This is a genomic window from Micromonospora sp. CNZ296 (genome assembly GCF_007827635.1).
Map to the genome: position 1 here is coordinate 651,173 of NZ_VISW01000001.1, position 20,583 is coordinate 671,755.

Annotated in this window: 23 protein-coding genes and 1 pseudogene; 8 read left to right on the plus strand and 16 right to left on the minus strand. The window is 70.7% G+C overall.

The window, feature by feature from the left end; translation table 11 throughout:
* Nucleotides 1-312 precede the first annotated feature (312 nt).
* Nucleotides 313-1,575: a L,D-transpeptidase gene (locus FB455_RS02955; protein WP_030271581.1), complete on the plus strand. Its 1,263-nt coding sequence runs from the start codon at nt 313-315 to the stop codon at nt 1,573-1,575.
* 173 nt (nt 1,576-1,748) lie between these two features.
* Here the strand turns inward: FB455_RS02955 and FB455_RS02960 are convergent, their stop codons facing one another.
* Entirely contained in the window at nt 1,749-2,492 is a 744-nt protein-coding gene (locus tag FB455_RS02960) for a class F sortase (protein ID WP_082171190.1), read from the minus strand.
* 89 nt (nt 2,493-2,581) lie between these two features.
* Between FB455_RS02960 and FB455_RS02965 the strand changes: the two genes are divergently transcribed.
* A complete protein-coding gene (locus FB455_RS02965) occupies nt 2,582-2,791 on the plus strand; it encodes a hypothetical protein (RefSeq protein ID WP_052166179.1) in 210 nt (69 codons plus the stop codon).
* Nucleotides 2,792-3,561: 770 nt separating this feature from the next.
* Here the strand turns inward: FB455_RS02965 and FB455_RS02970 are convergent.
* The 4 genes from FB455_RS02970 to FB455_RS02985 all read right to left on the minus strand — a co-directional run bounded on the left by FB455_RS02970 (nt 3,562) and on the right by FB455_RS02985 (nt 5,712).
* Nucleotides 3,562-4,197 carry a copper resistance CopC family protein gene (locus tag FB455_RS02970; protein ID WP_135241033.1) on the minus strand — a complete coding sequence of 212 codons (636 nt, stop codon included), beginning with the start codon at nt 4,195-4,197 and terminating at the stop codon, nt 3,562-3,564.
* A gap of 104 nt (nt 4,198-4,301) precedes the next feature.
* A complete protein-coding gene (locus tag FB455_RS02975) occupies nt 4,302-4,652 on the minus strand; it encodes a DUF3703 domain-containing protein (protein WP_198039662.1) in 351 nt (116 codons plus the stop codon).
* Nucleotides 4,652-5,377, minus strand: coding sequence for a cation efflux transmembrane domain-containing protein (locus tag FB455_RS02980; RefSeq protein ID WP_030271586.1), 726 nt, complete (start codon nt 5,375-5,377; stop codon nt 4,652-4,654). Before FB455_RS02980 ends, FB455_RS02975 begins: the two co-directional genes overlap by 1 nt.
* Nucleotides 5,377-5,712, minus strand: coding sequence for an ArsR/SmtB family transcription factor (locus FB455_RS02985; RefSeq protein WP_030271588.1), 336 nt, complete (start codon nt 5,710-5,712; stop codon nt 5,377-5,379). Before FB455_RS02985 ends, FB455_RS02980 begins: the two co-directional genes overlap by 1 nt.
* A 168-nt stretch (nt 5,713-5,880) precedes the next feature.
* On the opposite strand from FB455_RS02985, the gene FB455_RS02990 reads away from it, so the two are divergent.
* From FB455_RS02990 to FB455_RS03000, 3 genes are all read left to right on the plus strand, one after another.
* Nucleotides 5,881-6,543 (plus strand): DsbA family protein, encoded by a 663-nt coding sequence (locus tag FB455_RS02990; protein ID WP_030271590.1) that lies wholly within the window; start codon nt 5,881-5,883, stop codon nt 6,541-6,543.
* Nucleotides 6,540-7,178 (plus strand): vitamin K epoxide reductase family protein, encoded by a 639-nt coding sequence (locus FB455_RS02995; protein ID WP_030271592.1) that lies wholly within the window; start codon nt 6,540-6,542, stop codon nt 7,176-7,178. The genes FB455_RS02990 and FB455_RS02995 overlap by 4 nt, the downstream gene beginning before the upstream one ends.
* 230 nt (nt 7,179-7,408) lie before the next feature.
* Nucleotides 7,409-8,914 carry a CehA/McbA family metallohydrolase domain-containing protein gene (locus tag FB455_RS03000; RefSeq protein ID WP_030271593.1) on the plus strand — a complete coding sequence of 502 codons (1,506 nt, stop codon included), beginning with the start codon at nt 7,409-7,411 and terminating at the stop codon, nt 8,912-8,914.
* A 558-nt stretch (nt 8,915-9,472) separates the two neighbouring features.
* Here the strand turns inward: FB455_RS03000 and FB455_RS03010 are convergent.
* From FB455_RS03010 to FB455_RS03025, 4 genes are all read right to left on the minus strand, one after another.
* On the minus strand, nt 9,473-11,443 hold the full coding sequence (locus FB455_RS03010) for a heavy metal translocating P-type ATPase (RefSeq protein ID WP_030271597.1): 1,971 nt from the start codon (nt 11,441-11,443) through the stop codon (nt 9,473-9,475).
* Between the two features lie 91 nt (nt 11,444-11,534).
* A complete protein-coding gene (locus tag FB455_RS03015) occupies nt 11,535-12,746 on the minus strand; it encodes a sodium:proton exchanger (protein WP_083395345.1) in 1,212 nt (403 codons plus the stop codon).
* A complete protein-coding gene (locus tag FB455_RS03020) occupies nt 12,736-13,218 on the minus strand; it encodes a signal peptidase II (RefSeq protein WP_135241032.1) in 483 nt (160 codons plus the stop codon). The genes FB455_RS03015 and FB455_RS03020 overlap by 11 nt, the downstream gene beginning before the upstream one ends.
* Before the next feature lie 50 nt (nt 13,219-13,268).
* The gene (locus tag FB455_RS03025; protein ID WP_030271602.1) at nt 13,269-13,616 is read right to left on the minus strand and encodes an ArsR/SmtB family transcription factor; all 348 of its coding nucleotides are present in this window, start codon (nt 13,614-13,616) and stop codon (nt 13,269-13,271) included.
* Between the two features lie 67 nt (nt 13,617-13,683).
* Here FB455_RS03025 and FB455_RS03030 point away from each other — a divergent pair.
* Together FB455_RS03030 and FB455_RS03035 are read left to right on the plus strand one after the other, a co-directional pair.
* A pseudogene (locus tag FB455_RS03030) lies at nt 13,684-14,181 on the plus strand (cation efflux transmembrane domain-containing protein); the annotation flags it as partial.
* Nucleotides 14,178-14,534, plus strand: a complete 357-nt coding sequence (locus FB455_RS03035; protein WP_198039664.1) for a DUF3703 domain-containing protein — start codon at nt 14,178-14,180, stop codon at nt 14,532-14,534. The pseudogene FB455_RS03030 and the gene FB455_RS03035, both read left to right, overlap by 4 nt.
* Nucleotides 14,535-14,563: 29 nt before the next feature.
* On the opposite strand, the gene FB455_RS03040 is transcribed toward FB455_RS03035, so the two are convergent.
* The 5 genes from FB455_RS03040 to FB455_RS03060 form a co-directional block, all read right to left on the minus strand.
* On the minus strand, nt 14,564-14,899 hold the full coding sequence (locus tag FB455_RS03040; RefSeq protein WP_030271608.1) for a YnfA family protein: 336 nt from the start codon (nt 14,897-14,899) through the stop codon (nt 14,564-14,566).
* Nucleotides 14,896-15,204 carry a hypothetical protein gene (locus tag FB455_RS03045; protein WP_135241031.1) on the minus strand — a complete coding sequence of 103 codons (309 nt, stop codon included), beginning with the start codon at nt 15,202-15,204 and terminating at the stop codon, nt 14,896-14,898. The genes FB455_RS03040 and FB455_RS03045 overlap by 4 nt, the downstream gene beginning before the upstream one ends.
* The gene (locus tag FB455_RS03050; RefSeq protein ID WP_030271612.1) at nt 15,188-15,637 is read right to left on the minus strand and encodes a MerR family transcriptional regulator; all 450 of its coding nucleotides are present in this window, start codon (nt 15,635-15,637) and stop codon (nt 15,188-15,190) included. Before FB455_RS03050 ends, FB455_RS03045 begins: the two co-directional genes overlap by 17 nt.
* Complete coding sequence (locus tag FB455_RS03055; protein ID WP_030271613.1) at nt 15,634-15,984, minus strand: hypothetical protein; 351 nt, start codon at nt 15,982-15,984, stop codon at nt 15,634-15,636. The genes FB455_RS03050 and FB455_RS03055 overlap by 4 nt, the downstream gene beginning before the upstream one ends.
* Before the next feature lie 340 nt (nt 15,985-16,324).
* A complete protein-coding gene (locus FB455_RS03060) occupies nt 16,325-16,696 on the minus strand; it encodes an ArsR/SmtB family transcription factor (RefSeq protein ID WP_030274786.1) in 372 nt (123 codons plus the stop codon).
* Nucleotides 16,697-16,884: 188 nt separating this feature from the next.
* Between FB455_RS03060 and FB455_RS03065 the strand changes: the two genes are divergently transcribed.
* Nucleotides 16,885-17,931 carry an ArsO family NAD(P)H-dependent flavin-containing monooxygenase gene (locus FB455_RS03065; RefSeq protein WP_123111594.1) on the plus strand — a complete coding sequence of 349 codons (1,047 nt, stop codon included), beginning with the start codon at nt 16,885-16,887 and terminating at the stop codon, nt 17,929-17,931.
* A 111-nt stretch (nt 17,932-18,042) separates the two neighbouring features.
* Here FB455_RS03065 and FB455_RS03070 read toward each other — a convergent pair whose 3' ends face one another.
* Together FB455_RS03070 and trxB are read right to left on the minus strand one after the other, a co-directional pair.
* The gene (locus tag FB455_RS03070; protein WP_030274782.1) at nt 18,043-19,440 is read right to left on the minus strand and encodes an FAD-dependent oxidoreductase; all 1,398 of its coding nucleotides are present in this window, start codon (nt 19,438-19,440) and stop codon (nt 18,043-18,045) included.
* A 156-nt stretch (nt 19,441-19,596) separates the two neighbouring features.
* Entirely contained in the window at nt 19,597-20,529 is a 933-nt protein-coding gene (trxB, locus tag FB455_RS03075; RefSeq protein WP_030274780.1) for a thioredoxin-disulfide reductase, read from the minus strand.
* Nucleotides 20,530-20,583 lie beyond the last annotated feature (54 nt).

Here is a 20,583-nt window from a genome sequence, read left to right on the forward strand (position 1 = left end):
ACACGCGGTCACGCCGCGCGGACCGCCAGAGGGGTGCGCGGAGACCGGGATCTCGAAGTCGGGCCCGACGGCACCACCCGCAACGAGTTGCCGACCCGCCTGCAACGGCGCAGCGTCCCGCCGGAATGGAACCCGCGCCCCATCCGCGACGGCTGACCCGGAAAGGCGCAGATCTGCGCGACCCACCCACCGCCTGCCATTCGGCCGGAAATGCCTCCCGTAACTGGTTCCCGAATCAGCCGAAATTGCGCTCACATCGGTGCGGCGCGGCGAGAATGTGGCGAAGGGAAGCCATGAACGGGGGGACGCAGTATGCAGTTGAGGCGGCGATTGACGCTGATGGCCGCGACCATCGTGGCCACGCCACTGGTCCTGGCGGGGTGCACCGCCGACCGCACGCCCGGCGCACGACCCGCGGACGGGCGGGCGCCGGAGTTGACCGTGACACCCGCCGACCAGACGCGGGATCTGCCCATCACCGTCGAGGTGGGTACCGCCGTCAAGGGCGGGCGGATCACGGCTGTGCGGATCACCGACGACAGGGGGATACAGGTCAAGGTGGAGCCGCGTGAGGACGGGTCGGCGTGGGTGCCGAGCGCCCCGTTGCAGCCGATGCGCACCTACACCGCCGAGGTCGCCGCCACCGGCGACGCCGGGAAGAGCACTACCCGGAAAACCACCTTCACCACGATGCCGAAATCGTCAAAACCGGCGGTCACCAGCACGTTGTATTTCGCCGGAAACCAGACGTACGGCACGGCGATGCCGGTAACCGTCGCGTTCGACCCGCCCATTGCCAAAGAGGCCAGACCGGATGTGCAGCGCCGGTTGTTCGTGAAGACGGATCCGCCGCAGCCGGGGGCCTGGTCGTGGCTGGAGGACGGCAGTCAGGTCTATTACCGGGCGCCCGATTTCTGGCGGCCCGGCACAACGATCAGCGTCCGGGCCGGGCTGCAGGGCCTGCCGATCGGCAAGGACCGGATCGGCGATGCGGACCGGACCGCCACCTCCAAGATCGGCCGGCAGGTGGCGTTGGATGTCGACAACGCCACCAAGAAGATGTCGGTCTACCAGGACGGGAAGCTGATCCGCAAGATCCCGGTCAGCCTCGGCAAGCCGAGCACGCCGACCTCCAGCGGCAAAATGGTGATCATGGAGAAGCACCAGCAGACGACGTTCGACACCCGCGGCGAGCCGAACGGCGGCTACGTGGTCGACGTCGAGGACGCCCAGCGGCTCACCTGGGGCGGCGAGTTCATCCACGGGGCGCCGTGGTCGGAGGGCGACCAGGGCTACACCAACGTCTCGCACGGTTGCACCAACGTCTCAGCGGCCGCCGCGGACTGGCTGATGGGCATCACCCAGGTCGGTGACCTGGTCACGTTCAAGGGCACCGAGGTGCAGCTGCAGCCGGGCAACGGGTGGACGGCCTGGAACGTCAGCTGGGACGACTTCGTCAAGGGCAGCGCCCTGCCCGTACCGGCCGGGCTCCAGCCGGCGCAGGTCAGCCCGGCCAACCCGGGCGCCGTAGCCGGCGGATCACCCGCACCGGCGCCGTCCCTCTCCGGCGGCTGATCCGGGCCTACAGGACCGGTCCGCCACCCGGTGGGCCGGTCCTTTGCCGTACCCGCGGCGCGCGATCCAGCGGTACCGGGCCACGCCCGCAGCGACCACTCCGCCTGCCATGAGCGTTCGAAACGATGGAACTGGGCCGACGGGTGCGGTCCACCTTGGTATCCGCCATCACCTCAGGCCTGCCGCGACGAGACCAGGGTGGCGAAGACGATGACATTGTCGGTGTAGCTGCGTTTCTGCTCGTCGAAGGTCCCGCCGCAGGTGATCACCCGCAGGCTCGCCGTGTCCGACGGGCCGTACACCAGATCGGTGGGGAAGGCGTCCTTAGGATACGACTTCACCCCGTCGACCCGGAAGGTCACCTCGGTCCGGTCAACCCGGACCACCTGGATCATGTCGCCGGGCAGGAGCTCACCGAGGCGGAAGAACACTGCCGGACCGATCTTCGCCGAGTCGACGTGACCCATGATGACGGCGTTGCCGACCTCTCCGGGACTGGCGCCCAACTTGTACCAACCGGCATCCATCGCCTGCTCCAGCGGCGGCACCTGCACGGTGCCGTCCCCGTTGACGCCGAGGGCGAGGATGTCCGCCCGCACGCCGACGCGGTCGATGGTGATGCGGGTCGGCGCCGATCGGGCCAGGCCTCTGTGCTCCGCCGCGGCGCTTGGCTCGGATGAGGCATGGGGCGCATGCGGCGTGATGGTCGCGGGCGCGACGGCCGGCGGTGGCTGGGGAGGTGGGGATGAGGCGGAGGATCCCCTCAGTGCGGCACCGACTATGCCCGCGCCGGTCAACGCTGCCACCCCTGCCAGCGCCAGCGCGATTGTCGCCGCGACCCGCTGCGCCGACCTGCGCCGCGTGCCGTACACCCTGCCGGCGGATGCCGTGCCACCCGCTGCTGCCTCGCCACCCATACCCGCACGCTAGATGGTGCAAACGAGAACTATTGGTGGAAAACGGGCTCACGCACCGATGGGGGACGCCGGTCAGGTGGCGGCGGACGGTGACGGTGACGGTGGTCTGGTCGACGTCGCTGGCGCGCGCGGTGACCTTCAGCGTCCACTCACCCGCGGCGGGGAAGCGAACCTCGGCGCTGGCGTGGTGGGGTTCCGGCGTGTCGACCGGCACCGTGATCGGCTCGACGCCGGCGGCGGGCAGAGCGAGGCTGATGGCCCATTCCGCGACGGGCAGGGCCCTGGCCTGCGGGGTGTAGACGTAGATGTGCAGGCTGTTGGCCACATCCGCCCGCCGGGGTAGACATCGAACCACAGCATGTAGAGGCCGGTGGTGAGGGTCTGCGCGACGCTGTTGCGCGCAACCCGGGCGGCGTCGGTGCCGGCGACCCGTCCTGGTGAGGTCGTCTGCACCAGCACCGCGGTGAGCGCGAGGACCACCGCCGTGGCCGCGAGTTCGAGCCAGCGGCCCCGGCGAGCCGGCGGGGGCGGGTCGCCGCGGCGCGGCGGCGCACCCTCCGCCGCTGCCCGGCGGCGACAGCGAGGACCCCGGCCAGCCGTGCGGCCTTGCCGCAAAGCGGCCGCCCGTACGCGGTGTCGAGCAGCGCCGAGGGCGGCCCAGTTCGAGCGCGGCCTGGGCGACGCCGGCGGCGACGAGCCAGCAGACCGCGAGGGTCGCCCACCGTGACCAGGCCGGCAGGATCCGCGCGAGAACCCGCTCGTGGGTGCGGCGCGGCAGGAACACGGCCAGGGTGAACAGACTGCCAAGCCAGATGGTCACCCCGGCGAGATGGGCGGTGCCCACCGCGACGCTCACCGGCCGCAGGGGCGAGGCCACCGGGTGGCCCGCCAAGGGCCAGGTGGCCAGCGCGGCCAGTCCCACCAGCGCCAGCCCGGCGGTGTGCCAGCGGCCCGCGGCGCCGCGCAGGACGGCCGGTAGCAGCGTCGCCGCGGCGCCGAGCAGCGCCAGCCGCGCGGCGAGCACCGCCCCGACCACCGCTGGCGCCGACCGCCTCCAGGTCCCCGACCGTCAGCTCGCCGATCCTCGCCCCGACCATGTCCGCGGCCTGTCCCACCCAGGTGCCGGCCGGGGCCGCGGCGACCAGCCCCTGGTGAACGCCATGACGGTCGCCCCGCGGCGGGACAGCCGCCGGGGCCACATCGTGGCCACCAGCAACACCGGTCCGACCGCCAGGACCAGGCCCAGGTAGCTGGCGTACTTGGCCGCCGGCACGAGCACCCGCCCGGGCCGGTCGGCGCCGCCGGCACCCTGCGGCGCTGTCGCCGATGGCGCTCCTGCCGAGTAGGCGAAGCTGCCCGCGATCGGGTGGCTGTCGGCGGAGGCCACCCGGTAGCTCACCAGGTAGGTGCCCAGCGGCTTGTCCGGCACCCGCACCGGGATCCGCATCGTCGCGCCGTCGAGCACCGGCTCACCGTTGTTGATCATCTTGCCGTCCGGGCCGAGGACCTGCACGCGCCCGGCGACCGGAAACCCCGGTTCGCTGAAGGCCAGCACCACCTCCCGCGGCGCGTACCCGATGACCTCGTCGCGCACGGGCGACGTGGCGACCAGGGCGGCATGCGCGGCGCAGGGACTGGCTGGCGCCAGCGGCACGGCGAGAACGGCCAACATCAACCCGCGCCGGATCGCGGTTCGTGTACGCACGCCAGATGGTTCGGACGCCACTACCAGAAGGACCCGGCCGCCGTCCTCCCGTCCAGCTCGCCGTGGCCGCGGCCCGGCGACCCGCGCAGGCGCCGCGGACCGGCCTACCGGCTGCCGGCCAGCAGCACGGCGAGTTCCTCCGGCACGGGCATCGGCTGGGTCAGCGGCACCCGCGCCCGGCCGGTGTTCCCCTGCGGGTAGCGGCCGGTAGCTGAGCCCGGGCCCGCAACCGCCAGGCGGATTACCTGCCCTACCGCCTCGATGACGTCGCGCTCGCGCAGGGCGCGCCGCAGCATGACGGCGTGCACGACGGTGTGTGGCCAGGGCCACGGCTGGGACAGGATGTGGGCCCGCTCGGCCGCCCGCCACGCCGCCGCAGGGTCGGACGTGTGGCGGGCGGTGGCGAGTTCGGCGTCGAAGACCGCGCGGACGGTCGCCGGCATCTTCTGGAACATCACGCGGCGTCTGACGGGCAGCAGGTACAACCAGGCCGGCATCCGCACCCATCCGTGTCGGGGCCGGCGGCTGATGGGGTGGTCAGGGGCACGGTGCAGCAGGCGTCGCCGCGCCACGCCTCGCGGCCTTCCTTGACGGCGACGGCGGCGATGACCAGTGCGGCGATCGGGTCGGCCCAGGACCAGCCGAACAGGCTGTTGAGGCCGAGGCCCACCAGCAGGACCGCGGATAGGTAGGTGCACAGCAGGGTCTGCTTGGAGTCGGCGACCGCCGAGCGGGAGCCGAGTTCCCGACCGGCGCGGCGCTGCGCGTACGACAGACCCGGCATGACCGCCAGCGACACCACGGCGAGGACGATGCCGACCGGGGAGTGCTCGGCGTCGGCGCCGCCGAGCAGGGCACGGGCCGACTCGACGGTGACGTAGGCGGCCAGGGCGAAGAACGACACGGCGATGATCCGCAGCGCGGTCTTCTCCCGCGCCTCGGGGTCGCGGCCGGCGAACTGCCACGCGACCGCCGCCGCCGACGACACCTCGATGATCGAGTCGAGACCGAAGCCGACCAGGGCGGTCGACGAGGCGATCGTGCCGGCGCTGATCGCCACGACCGCCTCGATCAGGTTGTAGGTGATGGTCGCGGCGACCAGCAGCCTGACCCGCCGGGCGAGCACGGCCCGCCGGGCCGGGGACGGCTCGGCCGGCGCCTGGATCAACGGCAGGCTCATCAGCAGCACCCCTTGTCGTCGGTGTCTGGGCACGCCGCGGGGTCCACCGCCAGGACCAGGCCGAGCAGGTCACCCAGGGCGTGCGCCAGCCGCGCGTCGGCCAGTTCGTATCGGGTGCGCCGGCCCTGCGGCACCGTCACCACCAGGCCGCACCCTCGCAGACAGGTGAGATGGTTCGACAGGTTTTGCCGGGTCGTGCCCAGCAGCTCGGCCAGCTCCGCCGGATAGCCGGGCCCGTCGCGCAGCGCCAGCAGCAGCCGAGCCCGGGTCGGATCCGACAGGGCGTGGCCGAACCGGGCCAGCACCTGCCCGTACGTCAATGTCTCCACGGGCACGACAGTACACTCTTCGCTGTACTAACCGGTGAACGGCCCCCTGGGTAGTCATGTGGGCCGTTCCCAGGAAGCTGACAGCAAGTCGGTACAGCGCCCCCCGTATGGTCCGCGCGATGTCCCACCAGACCGTGGGACGTCATGTCGTTGGCTGATGAACAAGGACGTGGAATGACCAAGAACACCCGCCTGACCTTGGCGCTGATCGCGGCAGTGGTGCTTGTGGTCAGCGGGTTGCTGGCCGTCAACCGCACCGACGAGCCGCGCGCCGCTACCACGGCCGCCGGCGCCATCGACCCGGCTTTGCTGGTGCGCGAGGACAGCCACCGGCTGTCCACCGCCGCCGACGGCAAGGTGACCCTGGTGGAGTTCCTCGACTTCGAGTGCGAGTCCTGCGCCGCCGCCTACCCGGCGGTCAAGCAGGTCCTGGCCACCTACTCCGACCGCATCACCTTCGTGGTCCGGTACTTCCCGATCCCCAGCCACCCCAACGCCGAACTGGCCGCCCGCACCGCGCAGGCCGCCGCGAACCAGGGCCGCTTCCACGACATGTACACGCAGCTGTTCGACAACCAGACCCGCTGGGGACACAAGGAGCAGCCGCAAACCGATCTGTTCCTCGGCTACGCCCGCACCCTCGGACTGGACATGCAGCGGTTCCAGCGCGACCTCGACGACCCCGCCACCGCCGCCCGGGTGGCCAAGGACAAGACCGACGGCGAAGCCGTTGGCGTGCAGGGCACCCCGACGTTCTTCCTCAATGGCCGCCAGCTGACCGACCTGCGCACGCAGGACGACCTCGTCGCGGCCATCGACGCCGCCCTGGCCGAATGAGCACCGCCACCGTCGAACGGCGAAGCGAGCAGGACTCCTCGCGCGGGCGGTTCCTCGCTCGGGCCACGGCGTGGATCTGCGCCGTTGGCGGCGGCATCGGCATGCTGGCCGCAACCATCCTCACCGTCGAAAAGATCAACCTGCTCGCCCGGCCCGGCTACGTGCCCAGCTGCAGCATCAACCCGATCCTGTCCTGCGGCTCGGTCATGACCACACCCCAGGCCGAGGCGTTCGGCATCCCGAACCCACTGATCGGCATCGCCGGCTTCACCGCCGTCACCACCATCGGCGTCGCCCTGCTCGCCGGCGCATGCCTGCCCCGCTGGTTCTGGCTCGGCCTGCACGCCGGCGCCACCTTCGGCGTGGTCTTCGTGCACTGGCTCATCTACCAGAGCCTCTACGTCATCGGCGCCCTGTGCCCCTACTGCATGCTCGTCTGGGCCGTCACCATTCCGATCTTCCTCTACACCACCCTGCGCAACCTGCACGACTTCTCCGGCCCGCTCCCGGGGCCTGTGCGGGCGGCCGGGATCGCCGCTGCCGGCTACCACAGTCTCATCCTCACGGCCTGGTACGCGCTGATCCTGGCTGCGATCCTGGCCCGCTTCTGGGACTACTGGACAACGCTCATCTGATCCCTGCCGCAACGGACGGCAGGCAGGAGCACCAGCACCCGTAGCCCGGCCTGATACGTCACGGCGAGGAGTCATACGAACAGCGGCAGCTGCGCGTCACACAGGCTGCCTTTATCAGGTCGGGCCTCGCTGTTAGCCCCCTGCCCGCGTCCCAGGCAGTCATCGTTCATCGGCTTCTTCAAGGCTCCTTGACTGACACGGCAAATAGCTGGACGAGGAGAGGTTCCGTCTTGAAGGACAAGGATCTCGAAGGCGCCGAGCGTTCGCAGCTTTCGCGCCGTCAATTGGTGAAGTACGCCGGTGTCGGGGCGACCCTGGCGGCGGCGAGCCCGCTGGTGGGTGGCGGTGCGGCCTGGGCCAACGACGACCGCGAGGACGACAAGCGCGACAAGGGCGGGGAGTCCCGTAACCGGGTGTGGCGGGCCGGCGACCACCACATCCACTCGGAGTACAGCGGCGAGTTCGACACCTCGACGAACCCGCCGACGTTCCACAAGGGCGCCGACGCGGTGTACCCGATCGTCACCAACGCGATCATGGCGAAGAACTTCGGCCTGACCTGGGCGATGGTCACCGACCACGGCGGGCCGACCCACTCGAAGGTCAACCTGGAACAGGCCTACCCCGACCTGTTGCTGTCCCGCAAGCTCGTGCCCGACGTGCTGCAGTTCTGGGGCATGGAGTTCGACGCCCCGGCGATGGACCACCACACCCTGATGATCCCACGCCACGACGACGAGGCGCAGATGCTCTTCGACCTGGAGAGCAAGTTCGCCAAACGCGACCCGTTCCCCGCCGTCCCGGGCGGGGACACCGAGGCCAAGATGGTCGAGTTTCTTAAATACGCCAAGACCCTGCGGCAGAAGCCGTTGGTCATCGCGCACCACGCTTCCCGGTCGGCTCCCGGTTGGGGCGTGTGGGGGCAGGACACGCCGCACGAGTTCCGCAACGGCAACAACGCCGCGCCGGACATCTATGTCGGCTTCGAGGGCGCTCCCGGCCACCAGGCGGGCCCGCTCAACGGCGGCGCCCGGGGCGGCTACGGCAACCACCCGACCCACGGCGGCTACGATCAGATGACCGCTCGGGTTGGTGGGCTGTGGGACTCGCTGCTCGGTGAAGGGCGGCGCTGGTGGATCACCGCGACGTCGGACTCGCACGTGCACTGGACCCGCGGTGGTTCCGACTTCTGGCCGGGCGAGTACAGCAAGACGTACGTGCTGGCGCGGCAGGACTACGGCGACATCATGGACGGCCTGCGTAACGGCCGGATCTGGGTCACCACCGGCGACCTGATCACCAGCCTCGACCTCACCGCGAGGAGCCAGGGCAAGGACGCGGCGATGGGTGAGACCGTCACCGTGACCCGCCGCGACCGCACCGACGTCGAGATCGAGATCAAGTTCCGGCCGCTTAACGGCCAGAACCACAACGGCGACCGGCCCGAGGTCCGGCGGGTCGACCTGATCGTCGGGCAGATCACCGGCCCGTCCGCCAACCTCGACGCCGACACCAACCCCACCACCAAGGTCGTGGCCCGGTTCGGTCCCCGCGACTGGCGCAAGCAGGGCAACGACTACGTCGTCAAGCACACGCTGCGCAACGTGGACGGTGACATGTACGCCCGCGTCCGCGGCACCAACACCGACGAGGCCGAGCCGCTCGCCGACGGGCTCGAGAGCCCGTGGGAAGACCTGTGGTTCTACTCGAACCCGGTCTTCGTCCACGTCCGCTGAACCAGCCGGTCCTGAGCCTTGGCGGACCTACCGGGAGCGGCAACCAACACATGGCGCTGCTCGGAACCGTCCGACCGCCCAGCTCCTGCTTCCCCGACGTCCGTGCCTTCCGTCGCGTTTGCGACGGAAGGCACGGACGGCGCCCCTCTGCGGCCGCGCGTCCCGGTAGGACGGCGCGGCGCTGGGCGACCGCGACGGGGATCATGACGGCGAGGGCGACGACGTTGAGTCCGATGCCGACCAGCGACGTGTCGGGGCGTTCGGCGCCGATCAGGTCAGAGATGGACTTGTAGGTGACGTAGCCGGCCAGTGCGAGGAAGCTGCCGGCGATCAGCCGCAGCGCCGGCCGTTGTCGGGCGCGGGGTCCGGCGCGTAGTTGCCAGATGACGACGGCGGCGGCGAACACCTCGATGACCGAGTCGATGCCGAAGCCGATGAGTGCGATGGAGCCGGCGGCCAGGCCGGCAGTGACGGCGATGGCTCCTTCGATGATGTCCCAGACGACGATGAGCCAGGCGAGGCGCTGCCCCCGTCGGCGCAGCGCCTCCTCCCGGTTGGTCATCCGACGCTCACCGTCTCAGGGGCTGGGGTGGTGTCGGCGTCGGTGGTGGTGGTGAGGGGTGGGAGCGGGCGGGCGCGGCCGGCGCGGACGCCGTTGGCGATGATGATCACCTCGGCGATCTCGTGTACGAGGACGACGGCGGCCAAGCCGAGCACCCCGAGCAGGGCCAAGGGCATCAGGCCGATGACGACGGCGAGGGACAGGCCGACGTTCTGTAGCATGATCGACCGTGCCCGGCGGGCGTGGTCGAGGGCCTGGGGCAGGTGGCGCAGGTCCTCGCCCATGAGCGCGACATCGGCCGTTTCGATGGCCACGTCGGTGCCCATGGCGCCCATCGCGACGCCGAGGTCGGCGGTGGCCAGGGCGGGCGCGTCATTGACACCGTCACCGACCATCGCCGTGAGCCGCTGATCGCGGAGCTGCGCCACGATGCGGGCCTTGTCTTCGGGGCGCAGGTCGGCGTGCACCTCGGTGATGCCGGCCTGTTCGGCGAGGGCGGTGGCGGTGGCTTCGTTGTCGCCGGTGAGCATGGAGACGTGGTAGCCGCCGCGGCGTAGCCGGTCGATCACCTCGACGGCTTCCGGTCGAAGCTCGTCACGCACCGCGATCGCGCCGATCAGTCGGCCGTCGTCCTCGACGAGGACGGCGGTGGCGCCGGCCTGCTGCATGCCGGTGATGGTGTCGGCGAGCTCCCCGGGGTGCAGCCAGCCGGGTCGGCCGAGCCGGACGGTCCGGCCGTCGACGACGCCGGTGAGGCCGGCGCCGGTGATGGCTTCGACGTCGGTGGCCGGCCGGGGGGTGTCGACGGCGGCGAGGATCGCCCGGGCGAGGGGATGTTCGCTGCGCGCCTCCAACGCGGCGGCCAGGTCGAGGACCTGCTCGCGGGTGGCGCCGCCGGTCGCGGCGACGTCGATGACCGTCGGCCGGTTGCGCGTGAGGGTGCCGGTCTTGTCCAACGCCACACCCCGCACTGCGCCGAGCGCTTCGAGGGCGGCGCCGCCCTTGACGAGCACGCCGAGTTTGCTGGCGGCGCCGACGGCGGCGACCACGGTGACCGGCACGGAGATCGCCAGCGCGCACGGGGAGGCGGCGACTAGCACGACGAGGGCCCGCTCGATCCAGGTGGCGGGGTCTCCGAGCAGGCTACCCACGACCGCGATGAGCGCGGCGGCGATCATCACCCCGGGAACGAGGGGTTTGGCGATGCGGTCAGCGAGGCGCTGGCTGGCGCCCTTGCGGGCCTGTTCGGCCTCCACGATCCGCACGATCTTGGCGAGGGAGTTGTCCTCGGCGGTCGTGGTGACCTCGACCTCCAGTACCCCGGTGCCGTTGATCGACCCGGCGTACACCTCGCTGCCGGTGGCGGCTTCGACCGGTACGGATTCGCCGGTGATGGCGGAGACGTCGAGGGCGCTGCGGCCGGTGCGGATGATGCCGTCGGTGGCGATCCGCTCACCGGGCCGCACGATCATCAGGTCGCCGACGCGCAGCTCGGCCGGGGAGATGGTCAGCTCGGCGCCGTCGCGGCGGACGGTGGCCTGCGCGGGGACGAGGGCGAGCAGGGCGCGCAGGCCGCGGCGGGTGCGGGCCAGGGAGTACTCCTCCAGCCCTTCGCTGATGGAGTACAGGAAGGCCAGCATGGCGGCTTCGCCGACCTGACCGAGGATGACGGCGCCGACGGCGGCGATGGTCATCAGCGTGCCGACGCCGATCTTGCCCTTGGCGAGGCGGCGCAGCGTGGACGGCACGAACGTCCACGCGCCGACGGCGAGAGCGAGGGCCTGCAGGCCGATCTCCACCGGCCGCGGCGCGCCCGTCCACCCCGCGATGTAACCGGCCAGCAGCAGCACCCCGGCTACAGCGGCCGCACGGATCTCGGAGACATCCCACAGCCGTTCCGGTTCCCGTTCTTCGGCTTCACCTGTGCCGGTGGGCTTGTCGTCGCCGCAGCCGCACGCGTCGCTCATCGGGCACCTGCTCGTCGTGCGACGGCGGCAGGGGCGCTGCCGGGTCGAGGTGTGGCGGTCATGGTCACGGATCCTTTCCGAGATACGGGGGTTACAGGGATTTGATGAGGGCGGGGACGTGCCGGCGCTGCCGGATCAGCAGCGCGACGGCCAGGACGGTGTAGACGGCGGCGATCATGTAGCGGATGTTGGGTGAGGGCAGCACGAACTGGACGGCGAACAGGCCGAACAACAGCAGTGCTTCGGCGCGGGTCAGCCGCAGGTCGGCCAGGACGGCCACGCCGAGCAGGGTCTGGGCGGTGGTGAGCGCCAGCTCCTCGGTCTGCCGGGCGTCCAGCGGCAGCCCGGCGAACGTGCCGCCGCCGAGGTGGTACGCGGCGGGAAGGCAGGCGATCAGGAGGGTCCACTGGTTGAGTTTGGCTGCCAGCAGAGCACCCATGCCGTCGTCGGCGCGGCCGTGCAGCGCGAACGTGATCGCGACGATGACCTCCGGGGCTTCGGAGGCGATCGGGGCCAGCCACTGCACCAGCAGGAACTTGTCAATGCCCAGGTCGGCGCCGGCGGCGACCAGCGAGTCGCCGAACGGCTCTGCCGCGGCGAGGATGGTGACGCCGGCGGTGATGAACAGCGCGGTGACCAAGCCGCGGCGGCGGGCGGGCGGCTGCACGGCGACGGTGGCTGCGACGCCGGTCAGGTCCTCGTCGCCTTCGTCGTTGCCACGGATGCGCCACAGGTAGGCGGCGAACAGCCCTCCGAGCACCAGGGTGTCGTACCAGGCCAGCCGGCCGGTCAGCGGAATGACCAGGGCGTAGACGGTGGCGGCGGCGAGGAACACGATCTCGGTGCGCCGATGCGGCGCCAGGGTGACCCGGTCGCGCTCGCCGCGCTTCCCGTGGCGGCGCACCGCGAAGATCGCGAAGGCGACCAGCAGTGGCCACGCCACCCCGATGAGCAGTCGGTTGGCCCCGGTCATGTTCGCCGTGGCGTAGGCGGCGTAGGCCGGTTCGTGTCCGGCGGTGTAGGCGAAGTAGATGTCGACCGCGTACTCGGGCAGGATCGCCACCAGAGCCAGGATGGCCAGCGCGAGGCTGCCGGAGATGTCCACCCGGGCGGCCTCCGACGCCCACATCAGCAGCGCCACCGCGGCCAGCACCGCCGCGCCGAACACCACCATTGCCGCCACCGGCGCCAATTGCACGCCGGCCAGCCGCACAACCACCGCCGGGGCGGCGACGGCCAGGGCGATCCCGATACGGGCGGCGGCGCCCCGTCCGCTGACGGTCATTTCGATCTCAGCGCTCACCGCTCCCCCCGGCGATCCTCGAGCCCTGGATGTCGTCGGCTGCCCGGACAGTGACGGGCACGTTGCGCAGGCTTAGCCACACCGCGACCGCAACGCCGCAGATCAGGAAGGTGTCGGCCAGGTTGAACGTCGGCCACCAGTCCAGGTACAGGAAATCGACCACATGTCCTCGGCCCAGACCCGGAGACCGGAACAGCCGGTCGACCAGATTCCCGGCCGCTCCGCCTGCCACCAGGCCGAGCGCCACCGCCCACCCACGGTGGGTAACTCTGCGCCCATACCAGGCGATGCCCGCGATGACGGCCACCGTGACGACGGTGAAGACCGGAGTGATACCGGTACCGACCGAGAACGCCGCGCCCGGGTTGCGGGTCAGCCGCAGCGCCAACCCGGCGAACAGATCGACGCTGCGGCCCGGCAGCCACGCCGCGGCCGCGCTCTTGGACGCCACGTCCACCGCCAGCGCGGTCATCGCTGCCCCTGCCAGCCACGCCACCCGCTGCGGCGGGGCCTGCACAGCGGTCACTGGGCGCCGTCGCCGTAGGTGGGGCACAGCGCCACCGTCTCCCCGGTCGCGGCCAGCAGCGACTCGGCGGCCGACAGTACGGCCATCAGCTCCACGCGCGTCAGGAAGTAGAAGGACTGGCGACCGACCGCCCGATAGTCCACCAGGCCGCAGTCACGCAGGCAGGCCAGATGCGCCGACACCGTTGACTGCGCCCAACCCAGCTCCCGGACGAGATCCACCACCCGCGCCTCACCGTCGGCCAGCCGGCGAACGATCGCCAGGCGGGTCGGATCCGCAAGCCCGCGGAACAGTGCCGCAGCGGGGGCGAGAGTCTCTCGCTCCACCTGTTGTCTCATCGCCATGCGGCGATGCTAGCGCATTATTCGGGTTGGCATCGCGCGATCGCGATCACATCGTATCCACGTGATGCTGGCATGGATCTTTCGCGGATCCCCGGCATCGACAGCCGTGTCGTTCTTCGCGCTGGCCGCCTACGTCACGGTCGAGTCGGTGCGCGCGCTCGCCGGTGGCGGGGAAGCCGAGCACTCCACCGTGGGTTTGGTCCTGGCCGGCCTGTCGCTGCTCATCATGCCCGTGCTGTCTCATGCGCAGCGGCGGGCCGGGCGCGAGTTGGGTTCCCGGTCGGCGGTGGCCGACTCCAAGCAGACCCTGCTCTGTACCTACCTGTCGGCGGTACTGCTCGTCGGCCTGGGCTTCAACAGCCTGTTCGGCTGGTCATGGGCTGATCCCCTGGCCGCGCTGGTCATCGCCGCCGTTGCGATCAAGGAGGGGCGAGAGGCATGACGTGGGGACGCCTGCTGTGCGGTGCCGGTCAGCGGAGCGAACTCGCTTACTTTCCAGGCTGAGGGCGCCGGCGCCTGCGGGTGCAAGCCCGGCTGTGCCTGCTGCACGAGCGAGGCCAAGTGATCTTCCAGCGCATGCCCGAACCGGTAGGCGTCGTGTTCGACGCCGAGCTGTTCACCGCGCGCACCGCGACCGATTCCGCTGCCGCCTGGCGCGCAGCCGAACGCGCTCACATCCTGTCCCAGCCCTGGCCGTGGCGGCACACCGTCACCCACGCCGTGATGCTCAAACGAGCACCACGCGAGCGCGACGTGGTCGAAGCGGTGGGCCAGGCGGTCCGGCTCGCGGTGGCCGGCCCAGGATCAGCCGTCGGCCGCTACCCGGAAGGCAACACGGGACGGGCCCGCGTCCCCCTCACCCAGCTGATGCGGGTGCCAGATGACTTGGCGGCCATCCTGTCGCACCGAGCTGAGTGACCAGGTGGGCAGAAGCTCCGGCCAGGCGGCTAGCTGGCCCGTGGGGCGTACATGATGACGGCGACTCCGACAAGGCAGATGGCTGCGCCGATGATGTCGTAGCGGTCGGGGTGGAACTTGTCGACGACCATGCCCCAGGCGAGAGAGCCGGCGACGAAGATGCCGCCGTAGGCGGCCAGGATGCGGCCGAAGTTCGCGTCGGGTTGGAAGGTGGCGACGAAGCCGTAGACCCCGAGTGCGATGACGCCGGCCGCGACCGAGAGCAGGCCCCGGTTTTCCCGCCAGCCCTGCCACACCAGCCAGGCGCCGCCGATCTCGGCGAGCGCGGCGAGCAGGAACAGCAGGATCGAGCGGGCTACCGTCACGCGTCCGACCGTAGCGTGACTACCTCGCGCTCGCGCTGGTCACTCTGCCCGCAGGAGCAGTTGCGGCCGGCGCAGCCGGTGGTGTGGCGGCGTTTGCTGGCCCACCACCAGGACAGGCCGGCGAGCACGGCCAGGGCGAGGGCGACGCCGGGCAGGAAACGGTTGGCCGCGGCCCAGCCGGCACCACCGAGGATTCCGGCGGCCAGCAGTGGCGGCAGCACGCAGCAGGCGGCGCAGGCGGCTCCCGCGAGTCCGGTCATGCCGGAGGGGAGCAGGCGGCGCAGCCGGTTAGCAGGTGTCGGCACGGTCGTTCCTTTCGGCGAGTTCAGCAAACGGCAGGGGGCAGCAGGCGCTGCCGGCGCAGGCGACCAGGTCGTCGCAGCCGGCCGAGATGGCGGCGCGCAGGGTGTCGCGGATGACGGATAGGTCGGCCAACTTCTGTTCCACCTCGGCGAGCTTGTCCTTGGCTCGTGCCTGGAGGCCGGTGTCGGGTCGACCGTTGTGCTGGTGTTGGCCGGCGGCGAGGAGGTCGGCGACCTCGTTGAGGGTGAAGCCTAGGCGTTGCGCGGTCTTGATGATCCGCAGCAGGGTGACCGTGTCGGACGGGTAGAGCCGATGCCCGCCGGGCGACCGCTGCGGGGAGGCGAGCAGCCCTCGGCGCTCGTAGTAGCGCAGGGTTTGCAGGTTGACCCCGGCCGCGTCGGCCAGCTGGCCGCTGCGCAGCCCTGATCCGCTCATCGCTGAACCCGGACAGCCCGCTGGGCTAGGGCATCAAGCACGTCGACGTGTGCTGCCGGTACTCGAACGTCCAGCGTCAGTGAGTTCAAGTCGGGTCGCGCGATGTCGAACGTGAAGAACGAGCAGCAAGACGATTCACGGGCTGCCAGATCCCGCGCCGTCTTTTCGACCTGCTCCGCGCCGTCGAGGTGCAACCGCAGATGCTGTGCCGACAACCGCTCGGCACCCCGCACCGCGTCCCGGAAGAACTGATCGAACTCGGCGAGCCGCAGCGGCCGTTCGGCGGTCGGCAGGGTGCAGGCATCTGGCACCCAGGAGTCATCCGTCGTGACATGTTGGTCGCTCATGCAACGACGGTAAGCCTGTACCTAGGTATCAGATGCAAGCCCTGGTTCAGGAGAAGGACCAGGCTGCCGGCAGGCCGTCGGACACGGCCAACCAACGATGACCATTGGGTCGGCAATTGCCACGGTTGAGAAGCGGCTTACCGGGCAGCGACGCCGGCTGGGCGCCCACGGGTGCATACCAGTGTCCCTGCTCCTCGACCACGGTGTCGCCACAGATCCGATCAGCCCGGGCATCATTTGATGAGGCAAGGCCTTGTCGGCGTGGTCGACGCGGCCGTGACCAGAACGGACGCCATTGTCGGCACCCGCAGGAGCGAAAGCCGGCCTTCGAGGGTGCCGGTCAGCGGGCCTTCTTCGTCGTCCGCTTGCGGGGCGGCGTCAGCAGGTCGGCGATCGCCGCGATCGCGGACGGCACCAGTCGGTAGTACGCCCAGACGCCGCGCTTCTCGCGCTCGATCAGGCCGGCCTCGGTGAGGATCCGCAGGTGATGACTCACGGCCGGCTGGGACAGACCAAGCGGCGCGGTGAGGTCACTCACGGACGCCTCGCCGTCGGGAGCGGACTGGATCAGACTGAGCAGTCGCAGCCGGGCCGGGTCGGCGAATGCCTTCAGCACTCCCGCGAGCCGCTCGGCATCGGCACGCTTGATCGGCTCGCCGGCAAGCGGCGAGACGGCAGGCGTAGCTGTTTTCGCAGTTGGCACGTCTTCCATCGTTGCACCAACACCATCGATAGGCCGCTGGAACCAGGACCCGGTCACCGTCAGGTTGCGGGTAGGGAGCCCTGTCGGCTCGTCCCGGCCGTGTCAGGGGCCGGATGGGCGGTGCCGGCGTCGGCCCAGCGTGACGTGGAACTTGGGCCACTCGGCATGATGATCCGCGGACGAAGGAGGTGCCGGGCGTGCCCGGATCGTGTGACGTGGTGGTCGTCGGGGGCGGGCAGGGTGGCCTGGCGGCGGGCTACTACCTGCGCCGTGCCGGTCTGGATTACGTCATCCTCGACGCCCAGTCTCAGCCGGGTGGCGCGTGGGGGCATGGCTGGGACTCGTTGCGGTTGTTCTCGCCGGCCGAGTACAGCCCGCTGCCGGGGTGGGGGATGCCTCGGCAGGAGGGCGAAGACTTCCCGACCGCCGGGCACGTCGTGGACTATCTGCGGGCGTACGAGCAGCGGTACGACCTGCGGGTGCGCCGGCCGGTCCGGGCACATGAGGTGCGGCGAGCCGGGGAGCGCCTGGCGGTGGAGACCGACGCTGGGAGATGGCTGGCCCGGTACGTCATCTCCGCCACCGGTACGTGGGAGTGCCCGTACGTGCCCGACATCCCGGGCCGTGAGGAGTTCGCCGGCCGGCAGCTGCACACGGTGAACTACGCCTCGCCGGAGGAGTTCCGGGGGCAGCGGGTCGTGATCGTCGGCGGAGGTAACTCCGCGGCGCAGATCCTGGCGGAGGTGTCCCGGGTCGCTGAAACCACCTGGGTCACCTTGCGGCCGGCGCGGTTCATGCCGGACACCGTCGATGGTCGGGTGCTGTTCGGTGTGGCCACCCGTAAGGCCGCCGGTGGTGCCGGTGGCGGCGTCAGCGACCTTGGGGACATCGTGATGGTGCCCAGCATCCGCGACGCGCGGGAGCGCGCGGTCCTGCACTCCCGTCCGATGTTCGTGCGGCTCACCGACCGCGGCGTGCGTTGGGCGGATGGCGCAGAGCAGCCCTGCGAGGCCGTCATCTGGTGTACAGGTTTCCAGCCCGACCTCGCCCACCTCGCGCCGCTGCTGCCCGGATGGCGGCAGGGGAAGGTGGCGGTCGAGGGCACCCGGTCAATGGACGAGGCCCGCCTTTACCTGCTTGGCTACGGCGATTGGACGGGGCCGGCGTCAGCCACGCTGGTGGGTGCCGGCCGCACAGCGAAAGCGACGGTCGCCGACATCGCCACTCGACTGCGCGCAGCTTAGCGTGCCTCTTGACAGGTCGGCTGCCCGCCGGCCGAGGTGGCGACGCGGCAAGCGGGAGTGCAGGCGAGCGACAACGACGGCGACGCGGAACCAGACGAGGGCCTGCAGCCGTCAGGGGAGGTCGGCGGTGCGGGCGCTGACCCATCGCTGCGCGGCCGTTTGCACGGCGTCCCAGGGGCTGCCCAGCGGCGGGGTGTAGGACAGGTCGAGGTCAGTGAGGGCGTCGACAGTCATGCGGTGGTGCAGGGCGCCGGCGTAGATGTCCACGCGGGTGGCGACTGCGGTGTCGCGGTGGCCGACGAGCTGGGCGCCGAGCAGCTGTCCGCTGCGCTGGTCGCCGGTGATCGCGATCGTGACCGGTTTGGCGCGCGGGTAGTAGGCCTTGTGATCGTCGACGCGGGCCACGTGCGTGGCGGGATCGAATCCGTGCTCTCGGGCATCGGCGTCGCGCAGACCGGTCCGGGCGGCTACGAGGTCGAAGACTTTGACCGCCTGGGTGCCCAGCGAGCCGGCGAACTGCCGGTCGCCGCCGGTGGCATTTTCTCCCGCCACGCGGCCCTGCTTGTGCGAGGTGCTGCCGAGCGGCAGGTACGTGTTCGTGTCCAGGAGCCGGTGGTAGGTGTGCACGCAGTCCCCGGCGGCGTAGACGTCCGGCACCCCCGTGCGCATGTGCCGGTCCACCGCAATCGCCCCGCGCACTCGGAGCCGGACGCCGGCGGTCTGCGCGAGCGCGGTGTCGGGCCGGACTCCGACGACGACAAGCACCACGTCGGTGATCTGGCTGAAGCTGCCGCTATCGCCGAGCTGGTTGGTGGAATGGCCGGTGACCTTCAGCCGGCCGCCCTCGCGTGCCACCTCAGTGACGGTGGTGTCGGTGACGACGCGCACGCCGTGGCGTGTCAGTTCGTCGGCGACCAGCGTCGCCAGCTGCGGGTCGACGGTTCCCAGCACCTGCGGGATCTGCTCGACCACGGTGACCTGCAGGCCTCGGGCGTGCAGGGCTTCGGCCATCTCCAGCCCGATGTAGCCCGCTCCCACGATCAGCGCGGATTCCGGGCCCCGCTGCAGCGTCTCGGCAAGGGAGAGGGTGTCGTCCATGGTGTGCAGCAGATGCACCCCGTCGGCCGGTGTGAGCTCGTGCAGGCCGGCGATCGGCGGGCGGACCGGGACGGCGCCGGTTCCGATGATGAGCCGGTCGTAGCGGAGCTCTTCGTCACGCCCGCCTGGCCCACTGACCGTGACGGTGCGGGACGTGGGATCGATGTGCCGGGCGCGGGTGTCCAGGAGTAGTCGCAATCCGGCGTGTTCGAGGTCGTCGCGTGTGCGGTGGGCAAGGTTCCGCCAGTCGGGCACGTCGCCGGAGATGTGGTACGGGATGCCGCAGATCGAGTAGTTGGGGAAGGCGTCGGCGGCGACCACAGTGGTCTCGACGGACGGGTCGACATGTCGGGCGCGTAGCCCGGCGCTGACGCCGGCATCGCTGCCACCGATGATCAGAATGTGGGTCATGATGCCTCTCCCATCGGCGGCCCTGGACGGGCATCTCACCGCTTAGGTTGCCTGCTTGGCCACGCTGCCCAACAGCAGCCAGCGGGTCGGGGGCGCTGGGGGTTGACTCTGCCGGGTCAGTCCTGCCGGACATCCGACCGGCAGGACTGACCGAGTTCAGGACGTGGCGGCGAGGTACCGCTCGGCGTCGAGGGCGGCGGCGCAGCCGGTGCCAGCGGCGGTGATGGCTTGCCGGTAGGTGTGGTCGACGAGGTCCCCGGCGGCGAAGACGCCGGGAATGTTGGTGCGGGTGCCGGGGGACTGCACGCGGACGTATCCCTCGTCGTCCAGGTCGACCTGGCCTCGGAACAGTTCGCTGCGAGGGTCGTGGCCGATGGCCACGAACACGCCGGTGACGTCAAGGACCGTGATCTCGCCGGTGTGGACGTTGCGCAGGCGCGCTCCGACGACGACACCGTCGTTGCCGATGATCTCCTCGACGACGCTGTTCCACACGATGCGGACCTTGTCGTTGGTGAGGGCGCGTTCGGCCATGATGCTGCTGGCGCGGAAGGTGTCGCGGCGGTGCACGATGGTGACGCTGCGGGCGAAGCGGGTGAGGAAGGTGGCTTCTTCCATGGCCGAGTCGCCGCCGCCGATGACCGCGATGTCCTGGTCGCGGAAGAAGAACCCGTCGCAGGTGGCGCAGGAGGAGACGCCATGCCCGAGGAGTTCCTGTTCGCCGGGGACGCCGAGGGGTCGCCAGGCGGACCCGGTGGCGAGGATGACAGCGTCGGCTCGATAGGCCTGCTCGCCCACGTACACGGTCTTCAGGCCAGGGCCGGTGAGTTCGACGCGGGTGACGTCGTCGGTGATGAACTGGGCGCCGAAGCGGTCGGCCTGCTTGCGAAGATTGTCCATCAACTCGGGGCCCATGATGCCGTCGGGGAAGCCGGGGAAGTTCTCCACCTCGGTGGTGGTCATCAGCGCGCCGCCGGACTGGACGCCCTCAATGACCAGGGGGGCGAGGTTGGCGCGGGCGGCGTAGAGGGCGGCGGTATATCCGGCGGGTCCGGAACCGATGATGATCAAACGGTGGGGGTCGGGCACGAGGGGCTCCTCGATCGGTCCGCCCGCCACCCCTGTAGGGGCGGCGGGCGGTGG

Bases quoted from the DNA above. Each gene is read 5' to 3' on its own strand.
- FB455_RS02955 (WP_030271581.1), top strand. From the start codon at position 313: ATGCAGTTGAGGCGGCGATTGACGCTGATGGCCGCGACCATCGTGGCC.
- FB455_RS02960 (WP_082171190.1), bottom strand. From the start codon at position 2,492: ATGGGTGGCGAGGCAGCAGCGGGTGGCACGGCATCCGCCGGCAGGGTG.
- FB455_RS02975 (WP_198039662.1), bottom strand. From the start codon at position 4,652: ATGTTCCAGAAGATGCCGGCGACCGTCCGCGCGGTCTTCGACGCCGAA.
- FB455_RS02980 (WP_030271586.1), bottom strand. From the start codon at position 5,377: ATGAGCCTGCCGTTGATCCAGGCGCCGGCCGAGCCGTCCCCGGCCCGG.
- FB455_RS02990 (WP_030271590.1), top strand. From the start codon at position 5,881: ATGACCAAGAACACCCGCCTGACCTTGGCGCTGATCGCGGCAGTGGTG.
- FB455_RS02995 (WP_030271592.1), top strand. From the start codon at position 6,540: ATGAGCACCGCCACCGTCGAACGGCGAAGCGAGCAGGACTCCTCGCGC.
- FB455_RS03010 (WP_030271597.1), bottom strand. From the start codon at position 11,443: ATGAGCGACGCGTGCGGCTGCGGCGACGACAAGCCCACCGGCACAGGT.
- FB455_RS03020 (WP_135241032.1), bottom strand. From the start codon at position 13,218: ATGACCGCGCTGGCGGTGGACGTGGCGTCCAAGAGCGCGGCCGCGGCG.
- FB455_RS03025 (WP_030271602.1), bottom strand. From the start codon at position 13,616: ATGGCGATGAGACAACAGGTGGAGCGAGAGACTCTCGCCCCCGCTGCG.
- FB455_RS03050 (WP_030271612.1), bottom strand. From the start codon at position 15,637: ATGAGCGGATCAGGGCTGCGCAGCGGCCAGCTGGCCGACGCGGCCGGG.
- FB455_RS03055 (WP_030271613.1), bottom strand. From the start codon at position 15,984: ATGAGCGACCAACATGTCACGACGGATGACTCCTGGGTGCCAGATGCC.
- FB455_RS03060 (WP_030274786.1), bottom strand. From the start codon at position 16,696: ATGGAAGACGTGCCAACTGCGAAAACAGCTACGCCTGCCGTCTCGCCG.
- FB455_RS03070 (WP_030274782.1), bottom strand. From the start codon at position 19,440: ATGACCCACATTCTGATCATCGGTGGCAGCGATGCCGGCGTCAGCGCC.